The sequence below is a fragment of the Micromonospora echinofusca genome (assembly GCF_900091445.1).
GTDB lineage: Bacteria > Actinomycetota > Actinomycetes > Mycobacteriales > Micromonosporaceae > Micromonospora > Micromonospora echinofusca.
This window is the reverse complement of sequence record NZ_LT607733.1, coordinates 3,005,850-3,027,599: the sequence shown is the minus strand read 5'-3', so window position 1 is coordinate 3,027,599 and position 21,750 is coordinate 3,005,850. Positions and strand designations below refer to the sequence as shown.

Sequence of the window (21,750 nt, the reverse complement as noted above, 5' to 3'; positions counted from 1 at the left end):
GCGGTGGGGGTCAGTGGTCGCGGTGCAGTTCGCGGGTGAAGAAGTCGCGCAGGGGTGTCACGTGGCGGTCGGGGCGGCGCCATTCGGCGAGCAGGTCTTCGAGGAGGTGGAGTTCGTCGACGAGGGTGTCGCGGTGGTAGCGGCGGATGACGGGGTGGATGAAGGCGCTTTCGGCGGCGCGGTCGGGTTGGGGGTGGCGTTGGATGGCGAAGACGTCGCCGTGGTCGTCGCGGCCCCAGCGCAGGCCGACGGTGTAGTAGTGCGGGTGGTGGCGGAGGCGGGTGCGGATGTGGTCTTCGGGCAGGTCGATGTAGTGGCGTAGCTGTCCGTGGGGTTCGACGACGAGGGCGTCGCAGAGGAATTCGAACTGGGTCCACAGTGCGGAGCTCCAGTTGACGCGGTCGAGGACGAGGGTGGTGAGGGTGTCGGGGTCGCGGTCGACGAGGGTGTGTGGCAGGGGTACGCCGTCGTAGCGTTCGCGGAGCAGTGCGGTGAGGGTGCGCAGGTTGTAGCGGAATCCGTCGATGAAGGCGGAGGAGGCTTTCTTGAAGTCGCGGTCCTGGGCGAGGGTGCCGGCGAAGTAGAGGCCGTCGATGTTGGTGGATTGCCAGTCGGCGGTGGTGGCGGGCATGCGGCCGCTGGGGACCATGGCGGGTTGGCTGGTGGGGTCGAAGGGGGTGGTGTCCATGGTGAAGCCGGTGCAGCGCAGGACGGTGTCGTACTCCATGACGGCGGTTTCGCCGTCGGCGTGGGTGTAGGTGAGGTGTACCTGGTAGCGGTTGTCGAGGGGGCGGATCTCGTCGATGACGCAGTCGAGTACGGAGTGCAGGGTCTTGAACTGGTAGCTGTCGAGGACGGCGCCGTGGTGGCCGCGGACGTCTCCGGGGTGTTTGGTGTTCCAGGCCAGGCGTAGGGGGCGTGGGCTGGCGAGGTGGATCATGGCGGCGTGTCCGAGGATCGCCGAGGCGGTTTCGAAGGCGGAGTTGCCCTTGCCGAGGATGAGGACGCGTTGCCCGGCGTAGTGGGCGGGGTCGGTGTGCATGTCCTCGTAGCCGGTGGCGTGTTGGATGCCGCGGATGTCGGGGATGTGGGGTCGTCCCCAGCCGGTGGCGACGATGAGGCAGCGGCAGTGCAGGACGCGGTCGGGGGTGTGGACGAGGAAGCCGTCGTCGAGGCGTTCGATGCGGTGGGCGGGGGTGTCGAAGCGTACGGCGAGCTGGTGGTAGCGCTGGAAGTCGGTGAGGTAGCGGACCATGTCGTCGGCGTGGGGGAAGTATTCGCTGCTGTATTTGGCGAAGGGCAGGTCGGCGGGTTCGTGCAGCAGGGAGTTCCAGTCCCAGCGCAGTCGGATCTCGGGGTCGGTGCTGGTGGTGTGGACCTTGTTGAGGGAGATGAGGCGGCGGTGGCGGGGGAAGCGGCGGAAGAAGGCGGCGGGTGCGGGGGCGCGTTCGAGGGTGACGTAGTCGCAGCCGGCCTGTTGGAGGTAGTAGCTGAGTTGGAGGCCGGCTGGTCCGGCTCCGATGATGACGTACTGGTGGTGTTCGGTGGTGTGGCTCGTCGGGCCTGGGGTGGGTGCCGTCACGCCAGAGACCTTCGCCGATGCGTCGGGGCGGTGTCAACGCTGAGTGTGGTGACGGTGACGCCACCGATGGTGAGGGTGTCCGCTCCCCCGCTTGATTCCGGCACCTCGATTCGGCGCCACCCGGGCAGGTTCTTCGGGCACCAGCAGTGGCGTTCGGTCCCTGAATCTCAGCTCGTCGGTGCCGAAGATCGACATCTGAACTTGGTACCAGCCTGAGGACTGCGGTTTTGATCGACAGGTTGCCGGCGCTTACGGCGCACGTCGGTGGCTGTCGTCTGCGCTGCCCTGATGACCGTCGGCGCGCTGCCCGCCACCGCGCAGGCGTCCCCGCCTGCGTCATCGTCCGGCGCGTCGTCCGGCCACTTCGCTCCCTACCCTGATGGCGACGTCGCTCCGCAGGCGGAGTCGGGCGACATCAAGGCCTGCTCCTGCACGTACCGGCAGGCCGTTGACGACCCGCACCCCTCAGGTGGTGACACTTCCGTGCACGGGTGGTGGCTGAAGATCTCCGGCACATGCCCCAGCACGGCGAACGTCGAGGTGCACCTGCAGGCCTACTTCTGTGGCTCCACTGGATGCGGGTGGATCTCTGTCGCCTCCGGATCGGGTGACTACTCCGCGGGAGGCGGCTCCGGCAACCGCGCCAACGCGAGGAAGGCCTGCGCGAACAGCTCGACAGTCGGCTGGCGCGGCTTCGTCGACGTCGACCTCAACGGAGTCGTCGATCCATCCGGCTACACCTACTCGGCCATCAAGAACCTCTCGTGTAGCCCCTGACCCCCTCACCGATCGGAAACCAACGGCCGTGTCTCAGCCAGTCGCGGTGGGACGCGAATACGCTGGTCATGCCGTAATCAGTGGCTAGGGCTGCGCGGTTCGTCCGAGAAATACCCAAGACGGTCACGAAGGGCTCGACAGCAGGGAGGTGGGCAGCGTGGAAGGCGGTTGGAGCGCGCACCCGGACGCCATCGACGACCGGACGGATCTCCCCCCTGTCGAGCCCGGCCGGGCCGTCGGCCTCGGCGCCATCTGCGATCTGAGGCCGCAGCGCCCCGACGACACGAACTCACAGGGCTTCTCCGTCAGTGAGTTCGTCACGCTCGAAGATGGCCGGCGCGTGATCCTGCACAACGATCGCGGTTTCACCATCGGCTGGAGATCAACCGACGACCCACGCACCGACACTGCCCCGGTCGGCGAGACCCGAGACAGCATCACCCAAAATGTGCTGAACACCGTGCTTCCCGACGACGAGGACGACACCGAGGACCACCCCTGGTCGTGGCTGGCCGACCTCGGCCGGGCCCGCGGCCTGAGCGTGACCGCGCAAGACCTGCGAGGCCTCCCCTACGAGGTGGTCCTCACCGACAAAGTGACCCAGTGGCTCGCCCCTGCCTGAAGCTCGACTACATCCAGCCAACGATGTGAACGACACAGCGGTGTCGATAATTTAGCCCGGCTGGCTCGCCGGTAGCTGGCAGCGAAACCAACCGCAGGGCGAACCCCAACCGTGAGTGCGCCCCACGATGCTCCGCGACCAACTCGCGACAAGAACCGTCCCCAACTCCCCGATCCGGCAGCGCCTCGGCGTTTAGGCCCCGAGTGGTGCCCAAAGAAGCTAACCATCAATGAACGCCGATAAACCACGACGGCAAGTGGTGCCCGAAGGACCTGCCCGAGTGGTGCCGGTTCAACCTGCCGGAATCACCCGCTGGCGGGGCGGGTGTTCAGCCGAGGTCGACCAGGAGGGGGCGGTGGTCGGAGATGGTGGACAGCGGGGTGTGTACGGCGGTGACGGGTGGTAGGCGGTCGAGGCCGTGGCGGTCGGCGAGGATGTGGTCGAGTTGGACGCGGGGTTGTCCGGCGGGGTAGGTGGGGCGGCGGCCGAGGGGGTGCCAGCCGGTGAGGAGTCGGGCGGGGCCGGCGGGCAGGTTGAGGTCGCCGAGGAGGACGCGTGGGGCGGGCAGGGTACGTAGGGCGCGGACGGTCTGGCGCAGTTGGTGGGCGTTCCAGCCGGGGACGAAGGACAGGTGGGTGGCGGCGACGGTGAGTTGGCCGTGTGGGGTGTCGAGGACTGCGGCGAGGACGACGCGGGGTTCGTCGCGCAGGAGGATGAGTCCGCCGCGGGGGCCGGGGACGTAGACGGGTGAGCGTACGGGGGCGGGGCGCAGTCGGGTGACCTGCCAGGTGCGGACGCGGTGGCGGGTGACGAGGCCGACGCCGTAGCAGGGTTCGCCGTGTCCGTCGTCGTCGTGGGTGAGGGGGCGGAATTGTTCGCCGGGGGTGCCGACGACGGCGGCGGCGAAGCGGTGTTCGTCGGCGTGGAGGGCGCGCGCGGCGATGGCGGTGAGGTCGAGGTTGCCGCTGCGGCTCTGGTCGCGGTCGACTTCCTGCAGGGCGAGGACGTCGGCGTCGAGGGCGGTGACGGCGGCGGTGAGTCGGTCGGGGTCGACGATTCCGTCGGCGAGGGACCGGCCGTGTAGCAGGTTGAAGGTGGCCAGGCGCACGCTTGCACCCTACGTGTCGGTGGGAGGGTTGCCCGGTGTTGAAGGTGTTGTTGTGCTCGGTGCTGTTGTTCGTGGCGTTGTCGGCGGTGGGTGTGTGGTTGCGGCGGGTGCGGGGTCGGTGAGTGTCGTCGCTGGTGAGGCTGGCCACAGGGTGGGTCGGTGGGTGGGTGGTGGTGGGAAGAATGGCGGCCCGTGGATGTGGATCCCCTGTCGTTGACGACTCTGCTCGCCGCGGCCGCTGTGGCCGGTTGGATCGACGCGGTGGTGGGTGGTGGTGGGTTGCTGTTGTTGCCGGTGTTGCTGGTGGCGGCGCCGGGGATGCCGGTGGCGTCGGCGTTGGGTACGAACAAGTTGACGGCGATCGCGGGGACGGCGACGGCGGCGGTGACGTACGCGCGGCGTACGAAGATCGATTGGGCGGTGGCGGGGCCGGCGGCGGGGTTGGCGATGTGTTGTGCGGGGGTGGGTGCGGCGTTGGCGGGTGCGGTGCCGGCGTCGGCGTACCGGCCGGTGGTGTTGGTGGTGTTGGTGTCGGTGGCGGCGTTCGTGGTGTTGCGGCCGCGGTTGGGTGTGGTGGCGCAGCCGCATCGGCGTACGCGGGTGCGGGTGGGTGTGGCGGTGCTCGTGGCGGGGGTGGGTATCGGGTTGTACGACGGGTTGGTGGGCCCGGGTACGGGGACGTTTCTGGTGGTGGCCTTCACGGCGTTGGTGGGGGCGGACTTCGTGCACGGTTCGGCGATGGCGAAGGTCGTGAACGTGGGCACGAACCTGGGGGCGTTGGCCGTGTTCGCGGCGACGGGGCACGTGTGGTGGCTGCTGGGGGCGGCGATGGCGGTGTGCAACATCGCGGGGGCGGCGTTGGGGGCGCGGATGGCGTTGCGGCGTGGCTCGGGTTTCGTGCGGGTCGTGTTGTTGGTGGTGGTGGTGGCGTTGGTCGGCAAGTTGGGTTTCGACCAGTGGGTGGCGGCCTGACCGGTCGCCACCCACTGGTCGTTGGTCGTTCAGGCGTGCCGGACGACGTCGGTGTAGTCGAGGCGGGGCAGGCGCGGGAACCAGGCGTTGTCGCCGGGGCGGCCGATGTTGACCACGAGCAGGGTCTTCCAGGTGCTGTCGGTGAAGAACTCGCGGTCGACGGCGGCGGCGTCGAAGCCGGCCATGGGTCCGGCGGCGAGGCCGGCGGCGCGTACGGCGAGCAGGTAGTAGCCGATCTGGAGGGTGGCGTTGAAACGGGCCATGCGCTCGCGGGCGTCGGGGTTGCCGGCGAGGTCGTCGCGCATCTGGGGGCGGATGGGGAACACCCGCGGGATGTGCTCGTGGAAGTCGGTGTCAGCGGCGAGTACGGCGACCATGGGGGCGGCGGCGGTCTTGGCCTGGTTGCCTTCGCTCATGTGGGTGACGAGGCGGGTGCGGGCTTCGCCGGGGCGTACGTAGAGGATGCGCAGGGGCTGGGTGTTGGCGGCGGTGGGCGGGTACTTGGCGAGTTCGTGGATGGCGCGCAGGTGTTCGTCGGTGACGGGTTCGTCGGTGAAGGTGTTGGCGGTGCGGGCGTCGGTGAACAGCAGCGCCTGGGCCTCGGGGTCCAGGTTGATCAGGGGCGGGTGGACGTCGGTCATCGGGGCGTCTCCATGGAGTCGGCTGGCTTGCTTCGGTAACGGTAGCAGCTAGCTTTTTAGTAGTCCCTTGTTCGGGTGATGTCCCCCGTATCCTGGGGTCATGACGGTCAGGCCGGAGGCGGGCGACACGCCCCGCACGTGTGACGGGGGCGTGACCCGGGCCTTCGCGTTTCTGGGCAAGCGGTGGAACGGCATGCTGCTGAGCACCCTCGCCGACGGGCCCGCCGGGTTCGCCGAGCTGACCCGCGCCCTGCCCGGGATCAGCGAGTCGGTGCTGTCGGACCGGCTGGGCGAGCTGGTGCGGGTCGGGCTGGTCAGCCGCACGGTCCGGCAGGGTCCCCCGCTGGGCGTGAGCTACGAGCTCACCGGGCCGGGCGCGGCACTGCTGCCGGTGCTGGACGCGCTGGGCCGGTGGGCGCACGAGCACCTTCCCGCCGAGGCGGACACGGGCTGCTGACCCGCCCTGCGCGCGCCGGGCGCGCGTCGGCGCAGCGGGGCCGGTGTGTGATCATCGCCGGATGCCGGTACGCGCCGAACACGACCGCGCCGTCCTCGCCGCGCTGCTCGGGCGGGACCCGGTGCTGCACGCGTACCAGCTCGGCGACCTGGACGACTTCTTCTGGCCGTACACCTCCTGGTTCCGCCGCGACGAGGAGGTGGCGTTGCTCTACCACGGCGCCGAGACGCCCACGCTGCTGGCGTTCGCGCCGCCGCGCCGGGCCGGGCGGCTGGCGGCGCTGCTGCGCGAGGTGGCGCCGGTGCTGCCGGCCCACCTGTGGGCGCACCTGTCCCCCGGCGTGGAGCCGGCCCTGGCGGGGGCGTTCCGGATGGATGCGGCCGGCCCGCACCACCGGATGGCGTTGACGGATCCGGCGCGGCTGGACGGGCAGGTCGCGGCGGGTACGGTGCTGCACGCCGGCGACCTGCCGGCGCTGCACCGCCTCTGCGAGGTCGCCTACCCGGGCAACTGGTTCGATCCCCGGATGCTCGACACCGGCCAGTACGTGGGGGTGCGCGACGGCGGCGAGCTGGTGGCGGTCGCCGGGGTGCACGTGTTCTCCCCGGCGTACAGGGTCGCGGCGCTGGGCAACGTGACCACCCATCCCCGGTGGCGCGGGCGAGGGCTGGCCGCCGCGGCGGTGACCACCCTGTGCCGGCGGCTGCGCGAGCGCGTCACCCACGTCACGCTCAACGTGAAGGCGGACAACGCGGCGGCGGTGCGGCTCTACGGGCGCCTGGGCTTCACCCGGGTGGCCGACTACGGCGAGTACGCGCTGCACGCCCACCAGCGGTGACCCGCCGGCAACCACGGGGGGGGGTGACGGCCGGCCGGCGGTCACCCGTCGGCCGGCCGGCACGGATCGTGGTCACCGAACGTCGGCGGCCGGTGGGCGAGGGCTCAGCCGTGGCGGCTGGGTGAGTCGAAACGCCCGGCGCGGATCTCCCGCAGCGCCTTGCGGCGGGTGTCGCCGCGCAGCGTGTCGACGTAGAGGCGCCCGGCGAGGTGGTCGGTCTCGTGTTGCAGGGCCCGGGCGAGGAAGCCGCTGCCCGAGATGGTCAGCGGCTCGCCGTGCTGGTCGAAGCCGTGGGCGGTGGCGTGCAGGGCGCGCGGGGTCGGGAAGTAGAGCCCGGGGATCGACAGGCAGCCCTCGTCGTCGTCCTGGAGTTCCTCCGACAGCTCCAGCGTCGGGTTGACCAGGTGGCCGCGCTCGCCGTCGGCGTCGTAGACGAACACCTGGGCGTTGACGCCGATCTGGGGGGCGGCGACGCCGGCGCGCCCGGGTGCGCCGAGCAGGGTGTCCATCAGGTCCGTGACCAGGGCGCGCAGCTCGGTGTCGAAGCTGGTGACGGGCTCGCTGGGGGTGCGCAGCACGGGGTCACCGATGATCCTGATGGGACGCATGGTCATGCCGGCAAGGTTATCGGTCGTCGGTCGCGGCGGTGGCGTCCGGGCGGGCGGCGACGAGCACCTCGATGCCGTCGAGGATGCGGGCCAGGCCGAATTCGAACGCGCCGTGGGGGTCGGCGGCGGCCTGGTACTCCTGGCCGGCTGCGGTGCCGACGCGCGCGGCCAGGGGGTAGCGGCGCGGGTCGAGGGCCTTCTCCAGGTAGGGGGCGTGGGCCTGCCACCACTGCTGCTCGGTCATGCCGGTGTGCGCGGCGGCCTGGGCGGCCTCCACGGCGCTGCGTACGGTGCCGTGCACGTAGCCGGAGACGAGGGTGACGACGGCGTCCATCTCCAGGTCGGTCAGGCCGATGCCGTCGACGGCGCGCAGCTCGTACTCGTAGCGGGCGATGACGTTGGGGCCCAGCGGGGGGCGGGTGGTGGCGACCTGCAGCAGCCAGGGGTGGCGCAGGTAGAGCGCCCAGGACTCGCGGGCGATGTGGGTGAGTCGGCCGCGCCAGCCGCCGGGCACGTCGTCGGGGCGGGCGGTCTCGCCGTAGACGGTGTCGAGCATGACGTCGAGCAGTTCGCCCTTGCCGGGCACGTAGGTGTAGAGGGACATGGTGCCCACGCCGAGTCGTTCGGCGACGCGGCGCATGGACAGGGCGGCGAGGCCCTCGGCGTCGGCCACCTCGATGGCGGCGCGCACGATGCGGTCCACGGACAGGTCGGGTCGGCCCTTGCGGCTGGTGCGTTCGCGGGTGCGCCAGAGCAGGGCGAGGCTGCGTGCCGGGTCGCCGGTGCCGCTGTACTCGGTCGTCATCCCGGCACCTTAGCGTGCGCCGTACCGTATGGTGTACGGTACGGCGTACGAGACGAACGGACGGGGGCGCGATGCACGACGACTCAACGGCGATCGAGGCCGAGGGACTACGCAAGCGCTACGGCGACACGCAGGCCCTCGCCGGGCTGGATCTCACCGTGCCCGCCGGCACCGTCTGCGGGCTGCTCGGCCCGAACGGGGCGGGCAAGACCACGGCCGTACGGGTGCTGAGCACCCTGCTGCGGCCCGACGCCGGCGCGGCGCGGGTGGCTGGCGCCGACGTGCTGCGCCAGCCCGAGCGGGTGCGCGCCCGCATCGGTCTGGTCGGCCAGCACGCCGCGCTCGACGAGGTGCTCAGTGGCCGGCAGAACCTGGTGCTGTTCGGTCGGCTGCACCACCTCGGCAGCGCGCGGGCCCGCGCCCGGGCCGCCGACCTGCTGGCCCGCTTCGACCTGACCGACGCCGCCGACCGGCCCGTGGGCACCTACTCCGGCGGGATGCGCCGCCGCCTCGACCTGGCGGCGAGCCTGATCCTCGACCCGCCGGTGCTCTTCCTCGACGAGCCCACCACCGGCCTCGACCCGCGCGCCCGCGCCCAGGTGTGGGACGCCGTACGCGGGCTCGTCGCCGACGGCACCACCGTGCTGCTGACTACGCAGTACCTGGAGGAGGCCGACCAGCTCGCCCACACCGTCCGGGTCGTCGACGGCGGCCGGGTCGTCGCCGACGGCACCCCGGAGCAGCTGAAGACCGCGCTCGGTGGCGACCGCGTCGACGTCGTGCTGACCCGCGCCGACGACCTGGACCGGGCCGTACGCGTCGTCGGCGCCGCCGTCGCGGCGACCCCCGTCGTCGACGCGGTGGGCCTGCGCCTCAGCGTCGCCGTCACCGGGCGGGTGGCCGCGCTGGGCGCCGTGCTGCGGGCCCTGCACGACGCCGGCCTGGCCGCCGCCGACGTCGCGGTGCGCCGTCCCACCCTCGACGAGGTGTTCCTGCGGCTCACCGGCGGCGACTCCCCCACCGCCCGCCCCGACGGGGAGAAGGTGAGCGCATGAGCGCGACGAGCGTGCGGCCCGTGCCGCGGCGCCTGCGCTGGGCCGTCGCCGACGGCGTCACCCTCACCGGCCGGGCGGTGGCGCACTGGCGGCGCCAACCCGGCCAGTTCGTCGTCGGACTGCTCTTCCCGGTGCTGATGGTGCTGATGTTCGGCTACCTGTTCGGCGGCGCGATGAGCGTGCCCGGCGGCGGCGACTACCGCGAGTTCCTGCTGCCCGGCATGTTCGCCATGACGATGCTGTTCGGCATCGAGTCGACGTACGCGGCCGTGGCCACCGACGCCGCGCGCGGCGTCACCGACCGGTTCCGGTCGCTGCCGATGGCGTCCTCGGCGGTGCTCGCCGGCCGGGCCACCGCGGACCTGCTGCACAGCGCCGCCGGCCTGGCCGTCATGCTCGCCTGCGGCGTCGCCGTCGGCTGGCAGTGGCGCTCCGGCGTCCCGGCCGCGCTGGGCGCCGTCGGGCTGCTCCTGCTGCTGCGCTTCGCCCTGATCTGGGTCGGCATCCACCTGGCGCTGGTGCTGCGCAGACCCGAGTCGGTGGTGATGCTGCAGATCCTCGTCTGGCCGCTCGGGTTCACCTCCAACGCGTTCGTCTCCCCCGACACCATGCCCGGCTGGCTCGCCGCCGTCGCCGCGTGGAACCCGCTGTCGGCGACCGTCGCGGCCTGCCGGCACCTGTTCGCCAACCCCGGCGCGGGCGGCGACACGTTCCCCGCGCAGCACGCCGTCGCGCTCGCCGTGGCGTGGCCGCTGCTGCTGATCGCCGTGTTCGTGCCCCTGGCGGTACGCCGCTACCGCAGGCTCGGCCGGTGACCGACGCGATCCGCCGCCCACGCGCCGCATGCCGCGCCGCGGTGTCGCCGTCGCACCCGGGCGGACGCGACGACCCGCGCCGCGGCGGGCAGCGCGACCACCGACCCGAAACGAGGACGCCCGTGCCGATCGGCTGCCACGCCGTCACGTTCAGCCCCGCCGATCCGCCCCGCGCCGGGACGCTGCTCGTCTGGTCACCGGACGCCGACGCCCCGCCCGACGGGCCCGGCGAGGCGGTGACGGCGACCCTGGCGACGCCACCGCACGGGCACCCGGGGACCGTGCCCGCGCGACGGCTGGGCGTGGCCGCCGGCGTACCGCTGCTGCTGGCCGCGGCGGCCACCGACCCGGCGGCGGCGTTCTGGGCCGCAGCGGCCCGCGAGGCCCTGCACCTGGCCGCCCGCGGCCTGCTGCTGCCCGCCGTCACCGCCGCCGGGCACGACACCTGGCGGGTCGGGCCGCTCACCGCCGACGACGAGGCCCGGCAGGCACGCCTCGCCGCCGCGATGCCCGCCACGGCCCGCGCCACCCCCGTGCCCGGGCGCGACCCGACGTGGCTGCCCGATCCGGCGCGGCTGCTGCGCGACTTCCTCGACGCCGTCGCCGACACCCTGCCCCGCGACGACGCGGCCACCGGGGCGTGGTCGGCGCCCGCCCCCACCCCCGTCGGGCGGCTGCGCGACTGGGCCGCCCGCGTCGCCGCCGACACCGACGCGGCGGTACGGCTGTCGCTGCGCCTCGAGCACCGCGACAGCCCCGACGCGCCGTGGCGGCTGGTGGCGCAGGTGCACCGCCGCACCGCGCCGGGACTGCTCACCGACGCCGCCGCGCTGTGGCGCGCCGGCGTACCCGGCTTCCCGCCCGCCTGCCGCGACGCCACCCTGCTGGCCCTGCGCCACGCCGCGCGGGTGTGGCCACCCCTGGCGCAACTGCTGGACACCGCCGTGCCCGACGCGCTCACGCCCAGCGACGCGCAGGTCGTCGACCTGGCCACCGGCGCGGCGGCCCGGCTCGCCGCCGACGGCGTCGACGTGCACTGGCCGGCCGGACTCGACCGTGGCCTCACCGCCTCGGCGGTGCTGCGCGCCCCGAGCCGCGGCCCCGGCCTGCTCGCCGCACCCGGCGACGTGGCGCTGCACTGGCGGCTGCACCTTGACGGCAGCGTGCTCACCGGTGCCGAACTGGCCCGGCTCGCCGAGGCGCACCGGCCCGTCGTGCGGCTGCGCGAGCGGTGGGTGCTGGTGCCTCCCGAGCTGGCCCGCCGCGCCCGGCAGCCGCACGCCGGGTCGCTGACGGCGATGCCCGCCCTGCGCGCCGCGCTGACCGGCGCCACGCACGTCGACGGCGAACGCGTCGACGTGCACACCGAGGGCTGGCTGGCCGAGGCCGCCCGGCGGCTCACCGACGGCGACGCCGCGCCCCCGGTGGCCGTACCGGCCGGGTTGGCCGCGACGCTGCGCGACTACCAGCGCCACGGGCTGCGTTGGCTGGCCGGACTGACCTCCCTCGGTCTCGGCGGCTGCCTCGCCGACGACATGGGGCTGGGCAAGACCGTCACGCTGATCGCCCTGCACCTGCACCGCCAGGGCGACCCGGCCACCGCCGGCCCGACGCTCGTGCTGTGCCCGGCGTCGCTGCTGGGCAACTGGGAACGCGAGATCCGCCGCTTCGCCCCCGGCACCGCCGTACGCCGCTTCCACGGGCCCCACCGCAGCCTCGACGGCCTCGACGGCGGGTTCGTGCTCACCACCTGGGCGACGCTGCGCCGCGACGCCGACCGGCTCGCCGCCCGACGGTGGCCGCTGCTCGTCGCCGACGAGGCCCAACACGTCAAGAACCCGTACGCGGAGACCGCGAGGGCGCTGCGCGCGATCCCCGCCGCCGCCCGGGTCGCGTTGACCGGCACCCCCGTGGAGAACGACCTCACGGACCTGTGGGCGATCCTGGACTGGACCACGCCCGGGCTGCTCGGCACCCTCAGCGAGTTCCGCGCCCGCTGGATCGGGCCGGTGCAGGTCGACCGGGACCCCGAGGCGGGCCGGGAACTGGCCCGACTTCTCGGGCCGTTCCTGCTGCGCCGCCGCAAGAGCGACCCCGGTATCGCCCCCGAACTGCCCGCCAAGACCGAGACCGACCAGCCGGTCGCCCTCACCGCCGAGCAGGCCGCCCTCTACCAGGCCTGCGTCGCCGAACTGCTCGACGCGATCGCCGACGCCGACGGCATCGCCCGGCACGCGCTGGTGGTCAAGCTGCTCACCGCGCTCAAGCAGATCTGCAACCACCCCGCGCAGTACCTGCGCGAGAGCGCGCCGAGGCTGGCGGGGCGCTCCGGCAAGCTGGACCTGCTCGACGAGCTGCTCGAGGCGATCCTGCCCGCCGGTGGCGCGGTGCTGGTCTTCACCCAGTACGTGGCGATGGCCCGGCTGCTGCACCGGCACCTGAGCGACCGGGGCGTCGGGGCGCTGCTGCTGCACGGTGGGCTGCCCGTCGCCGCCCGCGACGAGCTGGTCCGTCGCTTCGACGCCGGGGAGGCCCCGGTGTTCCTGCTGTCGCTGCGCGCCGCCGGCACCGGCCTGAACCTCACCCGCGCCGACCACGTCGTGCACTACGACCGGTGGTGGAACCCGGCCGTGGAGGACCAGGCCACCGACCGGGCGTACCGGATCGGACAGACCCGGCCGGTGCAGGTGCACCGGCTGATCGCCGAGGGCACCGTCGAGGACCGCGTCGCCGCTCTGCTCGCCGGCAAGCGGGAACTCGCCGAGGCGGTCCTCGACGCCGGGCCGGCGGCGCTGGCCGCGCTCAGCGACACCGAACTGGCCGACCTGGTGACCCTCGGCGGTGACCGGTGACCGCGCGCGGCTTTCCCGCCTTCGCGCCCGGGCGGGGCCGCCGGCCCCGTACCTGGTGGGCGACGGCGTGGAACCGGGCGTGGGAGGCCGACGCCCTGGACGCCGGGCCGCTGCGCGCCGGGCGCCGGCTGGCCACCGCCGGGCACGTCGGGCCGATCACCGTCAGCCCCGGCCGGCTCGCCGCGGCCGTGCACGACGGCGACGCCGAGCAGGCGTACGACACCCGCATCCGCGTCGCGGCGCTCGGGGACGACGACTGGGCACGGCTGGCCGGCGAGGTGGCCGCCCGCGCCGGACACCAGGCGGCGCTGCTGGCCGGGCAGCTGCCCCGGGACCTGGCCGAGGCGAGCGGGGTGCCGCTGCTGCCCGGGTTGGGCGAGCTCACCCCGGAGTGCGACTGCCCCGAGTGGGACCACCCGTGCCGGCACGCCGCCGCCCTGTGCCACCAGGTGTCCTGGCTGCTGGACACCGACCCGACCCTGCTGCTGCTGATCCGCGGCCGCGAGGCGCGCACGCTGGTGCCCGCCGGCGCCGCCGCACCCGGAGCCGACGCGTCGGCTCCGACGGTCGCGGCGACCGGGGACGGGCCGGCGTCGTCGAAGCGGAGCACCGAGGCGGGCACGGCCGCCGCCGAGGCGTACGCCGGGGCGCTCCCGCCGCTGCCGCCGGGGCCGGGGCCGGTGGCCGGCGGTCCCACGCTGCCGCTGCTGCCGCCCGGCCCGGACGTCGACGTCGACGCGCTGCGCTCGGCCGTGGCGGTGGCGGCCGGCCGGGCGGCGGCCCTGCTGCACACGCACCGAGGCGCGGACGCCACCCCCGTGCCGACAGGCCGCGATCCCGGCTAATGTGACAGCGCTGTCAGATTGGTCGGTGACGAAAGAGGCGGGCGATGAGCGGGCGCTACCCACGGATCGAGCCGTACGCGCACGGGATGCTCGACGTCGGCGACGGGCAGCTCGTCTACTGGGAGACCTGCGGCAACCCCGACGGCAAGCCCGCCGTGGTGCTGCACGGCGGGCCCGGTTCCGGCTGCGAGCCCGGCTGGCGGGACCTGTTCGACCCGGCCCGCTACCGGGTGACGCTGTTCGACCAGCGCGGCTGCGAGCGCAGCACCCCGCACGCCGCCGATCACGGCGTGGACCTGTCCACCAACACCACCGAGCACCTGATCGCCGACATCGAACGCCTGCGCGCGCACCTCGGCGTGCAGCGCTGGCTGGTGCTCGGCGCGTCCTGGGGCGCCGCCCTGGCCCTGGCGTACGCGCAGCGGCACCCGCAGCGCGTCAGCGAGCTGGTGCTGTTCAGCGTGACCGCCGGCACCCGACGGGAGATCGGGTGGATCACCCGGGACATGGGGCGGGTGTTCCCGGCCGAGTGGGCGCGTTTCCGCGACGGGGTGCCGCCGGCCGAGCGCGACGGCGACCTGGCCGACGCGTACGCCCGACTGTTGGCCGACCCGGACCCGGCGGTGCGCGAGCGGGCGGCGCGGCAGTGGTGCGCGTGGGAGGACACCCACGTCGCCACCGTGCCGGGGCACCGGCCCGACCCCCGCTACGACGACCCGGTGTTCCGGATGGTCTCCGCCCGGCTGGTCACCCACTACTGGCGGCACGGGTGTTTCCTGCCCGAGGGGCAACTGCTGCGCGAGGCGGGCCGGCTGGCCGGCATCCCCGGGGTGCTGCTGCACGGCAAACTCGACATCAGCAGCCCGCCGGACGTGGCGTGGCAGCTGGCGCAGGCGTGGCCCGACGCCCGCCTGGAGTTGCTGGACGCCGCCGGGCACGGGGCGGGCAACGGCATGGCGGAGCGGGTCGTGGCGGCGCTGGACGACTTCGCCGAGCGCCGCTGACGCCGGCGGCGCTACGCCACGGCCTCCCGGCCGTCGCGCACGACGAACTCGCCGACGTCGGTGGCACCGAACCCGGTGCGGCGCAGGGTCAGCCCGACGGCCCCCGCGCCCCCGTCGACCACCGACGAGTCGGTGATCCGGTACGAGGCCGGGGCCGCGCCGTCGGCGAACAGGCGCTTGCCGGCGCCGACGACGACGGGGAACTGCAGCAGCCGGTACGTGTCGACGAGCCCCGCGTCGTGCAGGGTGCGCGCGAGCTGCCAGCTGCCGTGCACCTGAAGTTCGCCGCCCGGCTGCTGGCTGAGGCGCCGCACCTGCGCGACGACGTCGCCGCGCAGGACGGTGGTGTCGCCCCAGGCCGCGTCGGCGTCGGCGAGGGTGTTGCTGGCGACGTACTTCGGCCAGGTGTTCAGCGCGGTGGCGACGAGGTTGTCGGGGTCGGTGACCTGCGGCCAGTAGCCGCGCATCATCTCGAAGGTGCGGCGTCCCAGCAGGAAGGCGTCGGCCTGCCGGAACCACCCGTCGACGGCGTCGAGCTGACCGTCGCCGCTGTGCGGCACGAGCCAGCCCCCGCGCGTGAAGCCGTTGCTGGTGTCCTCCTCGGCCCCGCCCGGCCCCTGCATGACGCCGTCGAGGCTGACGAAGGCGTGGACGCTGATCAGCATGACTGTCCTCCCTGAAGGGCCCGCGACGCGGCGGGGCGCGGGCGCGGTGGTGGGCCCGGGCGGGCGCCGCGCCCCGAAAGCCTCCTACCGACAGCAACTCCTGTCAAGACAAAATAAATTGTCGGTAGGGGATGGGCCGCTCTCCGTGCTGAAACCGCGCTACGGCACCATCCAGGCGTCGTCACCGGTGACGGGTCGCGGACGGCCGTGACGACGTACAGCCCCGGCCAGGAGAACGCCAGCGTGCCGGCGTCGAGCAGCCGCTTGGGCGCCGGCACCTGGGAGACGGCGAAGACCGCCACAATTCCGTCACGTCGGCCAGCGTGGTGATCGGCAGGCCGAGCGGGCCGAACGCCGCCGGCACCGTTCTTGCAACGTGCCCCGCACCGACGGTGCAGCACCACACGGCGGTGCACGCTCAGGGTCACGCTGCCCCGGTGCGCGCCGCGCTCAGCGCTCGCCGAGGGCGGCGCGCACCGGGGCGGCCTTCGCGGCGGCCTCGGCGACCTCGGCGTCGGGCTCGCTGCCCCACGTGATGCCCCCGCCCGCCCAGACGTGCACCCGCTCGCCGTCGACGGCGGCGGTGCGGATCGTCAACCCCAGGTCGATGCGGCCCGGGGCGACCCAGCCGAGCGCGCCCATGCTGGCGCCCCGACCCACAGGCTCCAGCGCGGCGACGTGCTCCAGGGCGGCGAGCTTCGGGGCGCCGGTGACCGAGCCGCCGGGACACAGCGCGCGCAGCAGGTCCGCCAGACCGAGCCCGTCGGCGACCGCCGCGGACACCGTCGACTCGGCCTGCCACAGGTCGCACCAACGGCGTACGGCGAACAGCTCGTCAACGCGCACGCTGCCGGTGCGGGCGACGCGGGCCAGGTCGTTGCGCTCCAGGTCGACGATCATCACGTGCTCGGCGCGTTCCTTCGCCGAGGCGAGCAGCGCCGCGCGGCCGGCGGCCGTGGCCGGCCGGGTGCCCTTGATCGGCCGGGTGATCAGCCGACCGTCGGCCAGCTCCACCAGGGTCTCCGGGCTGGCGCAGCCGATCGCCCAGCCCGCACCGGTGAGGGTGCCGCCGTAGCGGGCGCCGGGCAGCGCGGCCAACCGACGCAGGGCCGGCAGCGGGTCGCCGCGGTAGCGGGCAGCGGCGTGGCCGACGAGGTTGACCTGGTAGACGTCGCCGCGACCGATCGCGGCGCGCACCGCCGTGACGGCGTCGGCGTGCTGGCGCGGCGTCCAGCTCTGCGCCCACTCGCCGCGCCACCAGTGCGCGTCGGGTGCCGTGGCGCCCGCCGCGACCGGGCGGCTCGACGCCACCGCGGCCGGGTCGTGGCCGTAGACGACCACGGCGACCTCCGGCAGCGTCGGGGCGGGGTTGGTGGCGCCCGGGGGCGCGCCGATCAGGGCCGCGCCGGCGGCGGCGGAGACGTAGAGGGCGGCGCCGCACACCCCGGCCGGGTCGTGGCGGGGCGCGGGGCGGGCCAGCTCGTGCAGCGGCAGGCCGGACGAGGCGAGGAACTCCTCGACCCGCGCCGCCGGGTCCCCGCCGTCGGCGGGCCACCACTGCCAGCGGGCCCGCTCGACGAGCGTACGGCGGCAGTCGGCCGGCGCCCCGGGCACGTCGACCCCTAACCCTGGGAGCGTTTCCACGCCGTCCGGCCCATCCACCCTCATCCGTTCAGTGGATTTCAGCGAATCCACGCGTACACCTGCTCGATGCTGACCGCTTTTGCTTGGTACTGTGCGTCACTGGTCATGTGAACCATGACACAGTGCCCCCACAGTCCGGAGATCCCGATGTGCCAGCACCAACCCACCTGCCCCTCCGCCGAAGCGACCGACCGGGAAGCCGCCCGGGTCCTCGCCTGCTTCCCTGAGCAGGGCTGGAGCCTGCTCTGCAACGGTGTCATCGTGTTCGAGGACACCGGCGAGCTCCTCCCCGACGGCAGCAGCATCGCACCCCACCGCGGCCCCGCCCGACACGCCCTCGTCGCCTGACCTGTCACGCTGCGTAACGCAATATCAACGCGTCGATCCAGGCTGGTCCCCCGGTCGGGACACCCCCCGGCCCAGGTCGGCGCACCCGCCGGGGCGGCAACCACGACCGCCCCGGCGTCACGCGACGTCAGCTCTCGAACGCCTCCGGCGCCGGGCACGAACACACCAGGTTCCGGTCGCCGTACGCGCCGTCGATGCGCCGCACCGGCGGCCAGTACTTCCCGGCGCGCTCCACCCCGCCCGGATACGCGCCCACCGACCGCGCATACGCGTGCGGCCACTCGTCCGCGGACACCATCGCCGCCGTGTGCGGGGCGTTGGCGAGGGGATTGTCGCCCGCCGGCCACTGCCCCGACCCCACCTTGTCGATCTCCTCCCGGATGGCGATCATCGCATCGCAGAACCGGTCCAGCTCGGCCAGGTCCTCACTCTCGGTCGGCTCCACCATCAGCGTCCCCGCCACCGGGAACGACATCGTCGGCGCGTGGAAGCCGTAGTCGATCAGCCGCTTCGCCACGTCGTCCACGCTCACCCCCGTCGCCTTCGTCAACGGCCGCAGGTCCAGGATGCACTCGTGCGCCACCAGGCCCTTGTTGCCCACGTACAGCACCGGGAAGTGCCCGCGCAGCCGCGCCGCCACGTAGTTCGCCGCCAGCACCGCCACACCCGTGGCCCGCACCAGCCCCGCCGCGCCCATCATCCGCAGGTACGCCCACGGGATCGGCAGGATCCCCGCCGACCCGTGGCGGGCCGCCGAGATCGCCGGCCGGCCGTCGACGTGCGCGCCCAACGGGTCGCCCGGCAGGAACGGCGCCAGGTGCGCCCGCACCGCCACCGGACCCACCCCCGGGCCCCCGCCACCGTGCGGGATGCAGAACGTCTTGTGCAGGTTCAGGTGCGACACGTCCGCCCCGAACTTGCCCGGCTTGGCGAAACCGACCAGCGCGTTGAGGTTCGCCCCGTCGACGTACACCTGCCCGCCGGCGTCGTGGACCTTCGCGCACAGCGACGCGATGCCCGTCTCGTACACCCCGTGCGTCGACGGATACGTCACCATGATCGCCGCGAGGGCGTCCCGATGCTTGTCGATCTTCGCGTCGAGGTCCACCAGGTCGATGTTGCCCCCGTCGTCGCAGCCCACCACGACGACCCGCATGCCGGCCATCACCGCGCTGGCCGCGTTGGTGCCGTGCGCCGACGACGGGATCAGGCACACGTCGCGGTGCCCCTCACCCCGGTCGCGGTGGTAGGCCCGGATCGCCAACAGGCCCGCCAGCTCGCCCTGCGAACCGGCGTTGGGCTGCACACTGACCACGTCGTAGCCGGTCACCTCCGCCAGCCACCCCTCCAACTGGGAGATCATCTCCCGGTATCCGGAGGTCTGCGCGTCCGGCGCGAACGGGTGGATGTGGGCGAACTCCGGCCAGCTCACCGGCTCCATCTCGGTGGTGGCGTTGAGCTTCATCGTGCACGACCCGAGCGGGATCATCCCCCGGTCCAGGGCGTAGTCGAAGTCCGACAGCCGCCGCAGGTAACGCAGCATCGCCGTCTCCGAGTGGTGGCTGCGGAACACCGGGTGGGTGAGGAAGTCCGACGTACGGGTCAGCGCCGCCGGCAACACGCCCCCGACCGGCGCGTCCCACACCGCCGCCACGCCCCCGGCCCGCCCGCCGAGGACGGCCGCGAACGCGTCGCACACCGTCCGCAGGTGCGCTGGCGTGGTCGTCTCGTCGCACGACACCCCCACGTGGTCGGCGTCGACCAGGCGCAGGTTCACGCCCCGCGCGGCGGCGTCGGCCACGACCGCCCCCGCCTGGCCCGGCACCCGCGCCAGGACCGTGTCGAAGAACGCCTCGTGCACCACCTCCACGCCGTCCAGGCCCCGCAGCGCCGCCGCCAACCGCACCGCCCTGTCATGCGTACGGCGGGCGACCTCCCGCAGCCCGTCCGGACCGTGGTAGACGGCGTACATGCCGGCCATCACCGCCAGCAGCACCTGCGCCGTGCAGATGTTGCTGGTCGCCTTCTCACGGCGGATGTGCTGCTCCCGGGTCTGCAACGCCAGCCGGTACGCCGGGTTGCCGTCCGCGTCACGCGACACCCCCACCAGGCGGCCGGGCAGCATCCGCTCCAGCCCCGCCCGCACCGCCAGGTAGCCGGCGTGCGGCCCACCGAAGCCCATCGGCACACCGAAACGCTGCGTCGTGCCGGCGGCGATGTCGGCGCCGATCTCCCCCGGCGGGCGCAGCAGCGTCAGCGCCAGCAGATCCGCCGCCACGGTCACCAGCGCCCCCACGGCGTGCGCCGCCTCGACCAGACCCGCCTGATCGCGTACCGCCCCCGACGCCCCCGGGTACTGAAGGTGCAGGCCGAAGAACTCCGCCGGCAACTCGTCACGCCCGGTGTCGACGACCCGCACGTCGATACCGAGCGGCTCGGCCCGGCTGGCGATCACCGCGATGGTCTGCGGCAGGGTGTCCGCGTCGACCACGTACACCGCGCTCTTGCTCTTCGACGCCCGGTGCGCGAGAGTCATCGCCTCGGCCGCGGCGGTGCCCTCGTCGAGCATCGACGCGTTCGCGGTGGCCAACCCGGTCAGGTCGGTGACCATCGTCTGGAAGTTCAGCAACGCCTCCAGCCGCCCCTGGCTGATCTCCGGCTGGTACGGCGTGTACGCCGTGTACCAGGCCGGATCCTCCAGCACGTTGCGGCGGATCACCGCCGGGGTGTGCGTGCCGTGGTAGCCCAGCCCGATCATCGACACCACGACGGTGTTGCGGGCCGCCAACGCCCGCAACTCGGCGAGGGCGTCGTGCTCGCTGGCCGGCTCCGGCAGGTCCAGGGTGCCGTGCCAGCGGATCACCTCGGGGATCGCCGCGTCCATCAGCTCTTCGACCGAGCCGTAACCGACGGCCTCCAGCATCCGGCGCTCGTCGTGCGGATCGGGACCGATGTGGCGGGCGGCGAACTGCTCTGCGGTCATGGGCGGCACTCCCGGGGCGAGGTCGACAGGTCGGCCTCCCCCTCTGTCGCGCCCACGAGGCGCTCCACAGTGCCTGCCCACGAGGTCCTTTTGCCTGAGAGGTTCCGGGGAGGATTTGCCCCTTCGGCGCCGCCTGAGATGCTGCTGGGCGGTCTCTCCCACGTGGGTGCTACCGGCATGGTCAACGCTACCAGCGCCCGCTGCTCCACACCCCGACAGGCCGCTGCCGCCCCTGCCGGTCAGCCCACCGGCACACCGCCGACCGCCCGGTCGGCCAGCGCCGGCAGCAGCCGACCCAACGGCGCGTCGACCGTCAACGCCGCGTACCCGTCACCCCGGGTCGGCCCCTGGTTGACGATCACCACCGGAATGCCCGACTTCGCCGCCGCCACCACGAACCGGCGACCCGACATCACCGTCAACGACGACCCCAGCACCAGCAGCAGCCGCGCCCGCGCCACCAGCTCGAAACAGCGGGCCACCCGCGCCGCGGGCACCGTCTCACCGAAGAACACCACGTCCGGCTTCAACATGCCTCCCCGACAGAACGTGCAGCCGACCGTACGGAACCCGGCCACCTGCTCGTCGGCGAGATCCACGTCACCGTCCGGGTTGACCGCCGTCACCCGCGCGTCGAAGCCCGGGTTCACCTCCCGCAGCCGCCGGTCCAGCTCCTCCCGCGACGTCTGGTTGCCGCAGTCCAGGCACACCACCTCGTCGAGGCGGCCGTGCAGCTCCACCACCTGCGCGCTGCCCGCAGCGGTGTGCAACCCGTCCACGTTCTGGGTGATGATCCCGTCGACCAGCCCGCCGCGTTGCAGCCGCGCCACCGCCCGGTGCCCCTCGTTCGGCGTCGCCCGCGCGATCATCCGCCACCCCAGGTGGCTGCGCGCCCAGTAGCGCCGCCGCGCCAGGGGGTCACGCGTGAACACCTGGTACGTCATCGGGGTGTGCCGCCGCGCCGCGCCACTGGGCCCCCGGTAGTCGGGGATGCCCGACTCGGTGGACAGCCCCGCCCCGCTCAACACCACGACACCGCCGCCGGCCACCAGCCCGGCCAGCGCGTCGACCGTCTCCGTCACCCGTCCATGCTGCCTCAGGCAGGTGCCCCTCGGCGAACGCCGGCCAC

The 21,750-nt window shown here is 73.6% G+C and carries 20 protein-coding genes and 1 riboswitch; of the genes, 11 read left to right on the top strand and 9 right to left on the bottom strand.

All coding sequences use genetic code 11. From position 1 onward, the window contains the following. Nucleotides 1-10: 10 nt before the first annotated feature. Nucleotides 11-1,582 carry an NAD(P)-binding domain-containing protein gene (locus tag GA0070610_RS13290; protein WP_089000331.1) on the bottom strand — a complete coding sequence of 524 codons (1,572 nt, stop codon included), beginning with the start codon at nucleotides 1,580-1,582 and terminating at the stop codon, nucleotides 11-13. A 288-nt stretch (nucleotides 1,583-1,870) separates the two neighbouring features. Between GA0070610_RS13290 and GA0070610_RS13285 the strand changes: the two genes are divergently transcribed. Both GA0070610_RS13285 and GA0070610_RS13280 read left to right on the top strand, forming a co-directional pair. Continuing rightward, on the top strand, nucleotides 1,871-2,359 hold the full coding sequence (locus tag GA0070610_RS13285; protein ID WP_157747141.1) for a hypothetical protein: 489 nt from the start codon (nucleotides 1,871-1,873) through the stop codon (nucleotides 2,357-2,359). A gap of 148 nt (nucleotides 2,360-2,507) precedes the next feature. Next, nucleotides 2,508-2,981 (top strand): hypothetical protein, encoded by a 474-nt coding sequence (locus tag GA0070610_RS13280; RefSeq protein WP_197697840.1) that lies wholly within the window; start codon nucleotides 2,508-2,510, stop codon nucleotides 2,979-2,981. Between the two features lie 328 nt (nucleotides 2,982-3,309). On the opposite strand, the gene GA0070610_RS13275 is transcribed toward GA0070610_RS13280, so the two are convergent. Next, complete coding sequence (locus tag GA0070610_RS13275) at nucleotides 3,310-4,089, bottom strand: endonuclease/exonuclease/phosphatase family protein (protein ID WP_089000329.1); 780 nt, start codon at nucleotides 4,087-4,089, stop codon at nucleotides 3,310-3,312. A 198-nt stretch (nucleotides 4,090-4,287) separates the two neighbouring features. On the opposite strand from GA0070610_RS13275, the gene GA0070610_RS13270 reads away from it, so the two are divergent. Then, the gene (locus GA0070610_RS13270; RefSeq protein ID WP_197697885.1) at nucleotides 4,288-5,061 is read left to right on the top strand and encodes a sulfite exporter TauE/SafE family protein; all 774 of its coding nucleotides are present in this window, start codon (nucleotides 4,288-4,290) and stop codon (nucleotides 5,059-5,061) included. A 29-nt stretch (nucleotides 5,062-5,090) separates the two neighbouring features. On the opposite strand, the gene GA0070610_RS13265 is transcribed toward GA0070610_RS13270, so the two are convergent. Then, on the bottom strand, nucleotides 5,091-5,702 hold the full coding sequence (locus GA0070610_RS13265) for a malonic semialdehyde reductase (protein WP_089000327.1): 612 nt from the start codon (nucleotides 5,700-5,702) through the stop codon (nucleotides 5,091-5,093). Between the two features lie 100 nt (nucleotides 5,703-5,802). Here GA0070610_RS13265 and GA0070610_RS13260 point away from each other — a divergent pair, with 100 nt between their 5' ends. Then, nucleotides 5,803-6,159, top strand: coding sequence for a winged helix-turn-helix transcriptional regulator (locus GA0070610_RS13260; protein WP_089000326.1), 357 nt, complete (start codon nucleotides 5,803-5,805; stop codon nucleotides 6,157-6,159). 61 nt (nucleotides 6,160-6,220) lie between these two features. Beyond that, nucleotides 6,221-6,997, top strand: a complete 777-nt coding sequence (locus GA0070610_RS13255; RefSeq protein ID WP_089000325.1) for a GNAT family N-acetyltransferase — start codon at nucleotides 6,221-6,223, stop codon at nucleotides 6,995-6,997. A 104-nt stretch (nucleotides 6,998-7,101) separates the two neighbouring features. Here GA0070610_RS13255 and def read toward each other — a convergent pair whose 3' ends face one another. Together def and GA0070610_RS13245 are read right to left on the bottom strand one after the other, a co-directional pair. Then, nucleotides 7,102-7,611 (bottom strand): peptide deformylase, encoded by a 510-nt coding sequence (def, locus tag GA0070610_RS13250; protein ID WP_089000324.1) that lies wholly within the window; start codon nucleotides 7,609-7,611, stop codon nucleotides 7,102-7,104. Between the two features lie 10 nt (nucleotides 7,612-7,621). Next, the gene (locus GA0070610_RS13245; protein WP_089000323.1) at nucleotides 7,622-8,410 is read right to left on the bottom strand and encodes a TetR/AcrR family transcriptional regulator; all 789 of its coding nucleotides are present in this window, start codon (nucleotides 8,408-8,410) and stop codon (nucleotides 7,622-7,624) included. A gap of 71 nt (nucleotides 8,411-8,481) precedes the next feature. Here GA0070610_RS13245 and GA0070610_RS13240 point away from each other — a divergent pair, with 71 nt between their 5' ends. The 5 genes from GA0070610_RS13240 (at nucleotide 8,482) to pip (ending at nucleotide 14,981) form a co-directional block, all read left to right on the top strand. Next, nucleotides 8,482-9,465, top strand: coding sequence for an ATP-binding cassette domain-containing protein (locus GA0070610_RS13240; protein WP_089000322.1), 984 nt, complete (start codon nucleotides 8,482-8,484; stop codon nucleotides 9,463-9,465). Next, the gene (locus GA0070610_RS13235) at nucleotides 9,462-10,280 is read left to right on the top strand and encodes an ABC transporter permease (RefSeq protein WP_089000321.1); all 819 of its coding nucleotides are present in this window, start codon (nucleotides 9,462-9,464) and stop codon (nucleotides 10,278-10,280) included. Before GA0070610_RS13240 ends, GA0070610_RS13235 begins: the two co-directional genes overlap by 4 nt. Before the next feature lie 122 nt (nucleotides 10,281-10,402). Beyond that, nucleotides 10,403-13,132, top strand: a complete 2,730-nt coding sequence (locus GA0070610_RS13230; protein WP_089000320.1) for a DEAD/DEAH box helicase — start codon at nucleotides 10,403-10,405, stop codon at nucleotides 13,130-13,132. Then, entirely contained in the window at nucleotides 13,129-13,977 is an 849-nt protein-coding gene (locus tag GA0070610_RS31115) for an SWIM zinc finger family protein (protein ID WP_089000319.1), read from the top strand. Before GA0070610_RS13230 ends, GA0070610_RS31115 begins: the two co-directional genes overlap by 4 nt. 44 nt (nucleotides 13,978-14,021) lie before the next feature. After that, nucleotides 14,022-14,981: a prolyl aminopeptidase gene (pip, locus tag GA0070610_RS13220; RefSeq protein WP_089000318.1), complete on the top strand. Its 960-nt coding sequence runs from the start codon at nucleotides 14,022-14,024 to the stop codon at nucleotides 14,979-14,981. Nucleotides 14,982-14,992: 11 nt separating this feature from the next. Here the strand turns inward: pip and GA0070610_RS13215 are convergent, their stop codons facing one another. Together GA0070610_RS13215 and GA0070610_RS13205 are read right to left on the bottom strand one after the other, a co-directional pair. Then, on the bottom strand, nucleotides 14,993-15,646 hold the full coding sequence (locus tag GA0070610_RS13215) for a dihydrofolate reductase family protein (RefSeq protein WP_089000317.1): 654 nt from the start codon (nucleotides 15,644-15,646) through the stop codon (nucleotides 14,993-14,995). 450 nt (nucleotides 15,647-16,096) lie between these two features. Further along, nucleotides 16,097-17,314: a chorismate-binding protein gene (locus GA0070610_RS13205; protein ID WP_392567322.1), complete on the bottom strand. Its 1,218-nt coding sequence runs from the start codon at nucleotides 17,312-17,314 to the stop codon at nucleotides 16,097-16,099. Between the two features lie 123 nt (nucleotides 17,315-17,437). Here GA0070610_RS13205 and GA0070610_RS13200 point away from each other — a divergent pair, with 123 nt between their 5' ends. Next, nucleotides 17,438-17,638: a DUF5999 family protein gene (locus GA0070610_RS13200; RefSeq protein WP_089000314.1), complete on the top strand. Its 201-nt coding sequence runs from the start codon at nucleotides 17,438-17,440 to the stop codon at nucleotides 17,636-17,638. Between the two features lie 127 nt (nucleotides 17,639-17,765). Here the strand turns inward: GA0070610_RS13200 and gcvP are convergent, their stop codons facing one another. Both gcvP and GA0070610_RS13190 read right to left on the bottom strand, forming a co-directional pair. Further along, nucleotides 17,766-20,621, bottom strand: a complete 2,856-nt coding sequence (gene gcvP / locus GA0070610_RS13195) for an aminomethyl-transferring glycine dehydrogenase (RefSeq protein ID WP_089000313.1) — start codon at nucleotides 20,619-20,621, stop codon at nucleotides 17,766-17,768. Nucleotides 20,622-20,693: 72 nt separating this feature from the next. Further along, a riboswitch (glycine riboswitch) is annotated at nucleotides 20,694-20,792 on the bottom strand. Nucleotides 20,793-20,860: 68 nt separating this feature from the next. Continuing rightward, nucleotides 20,861-21,703: an NAD-dependent protein deacetylase gene (locus GA0070610_RS13190; RefSeq protein ID WP_089000312.1), complete on the bottom strand. Its 843-nt coding sequence runs from the start codon at nucleotides 21,701-21,703 to the stop codon at nucleotides 20,861-20,863. Between the last annotated feature and the right edge of the window lie 47 nt (nucleotides 21,704-21,750).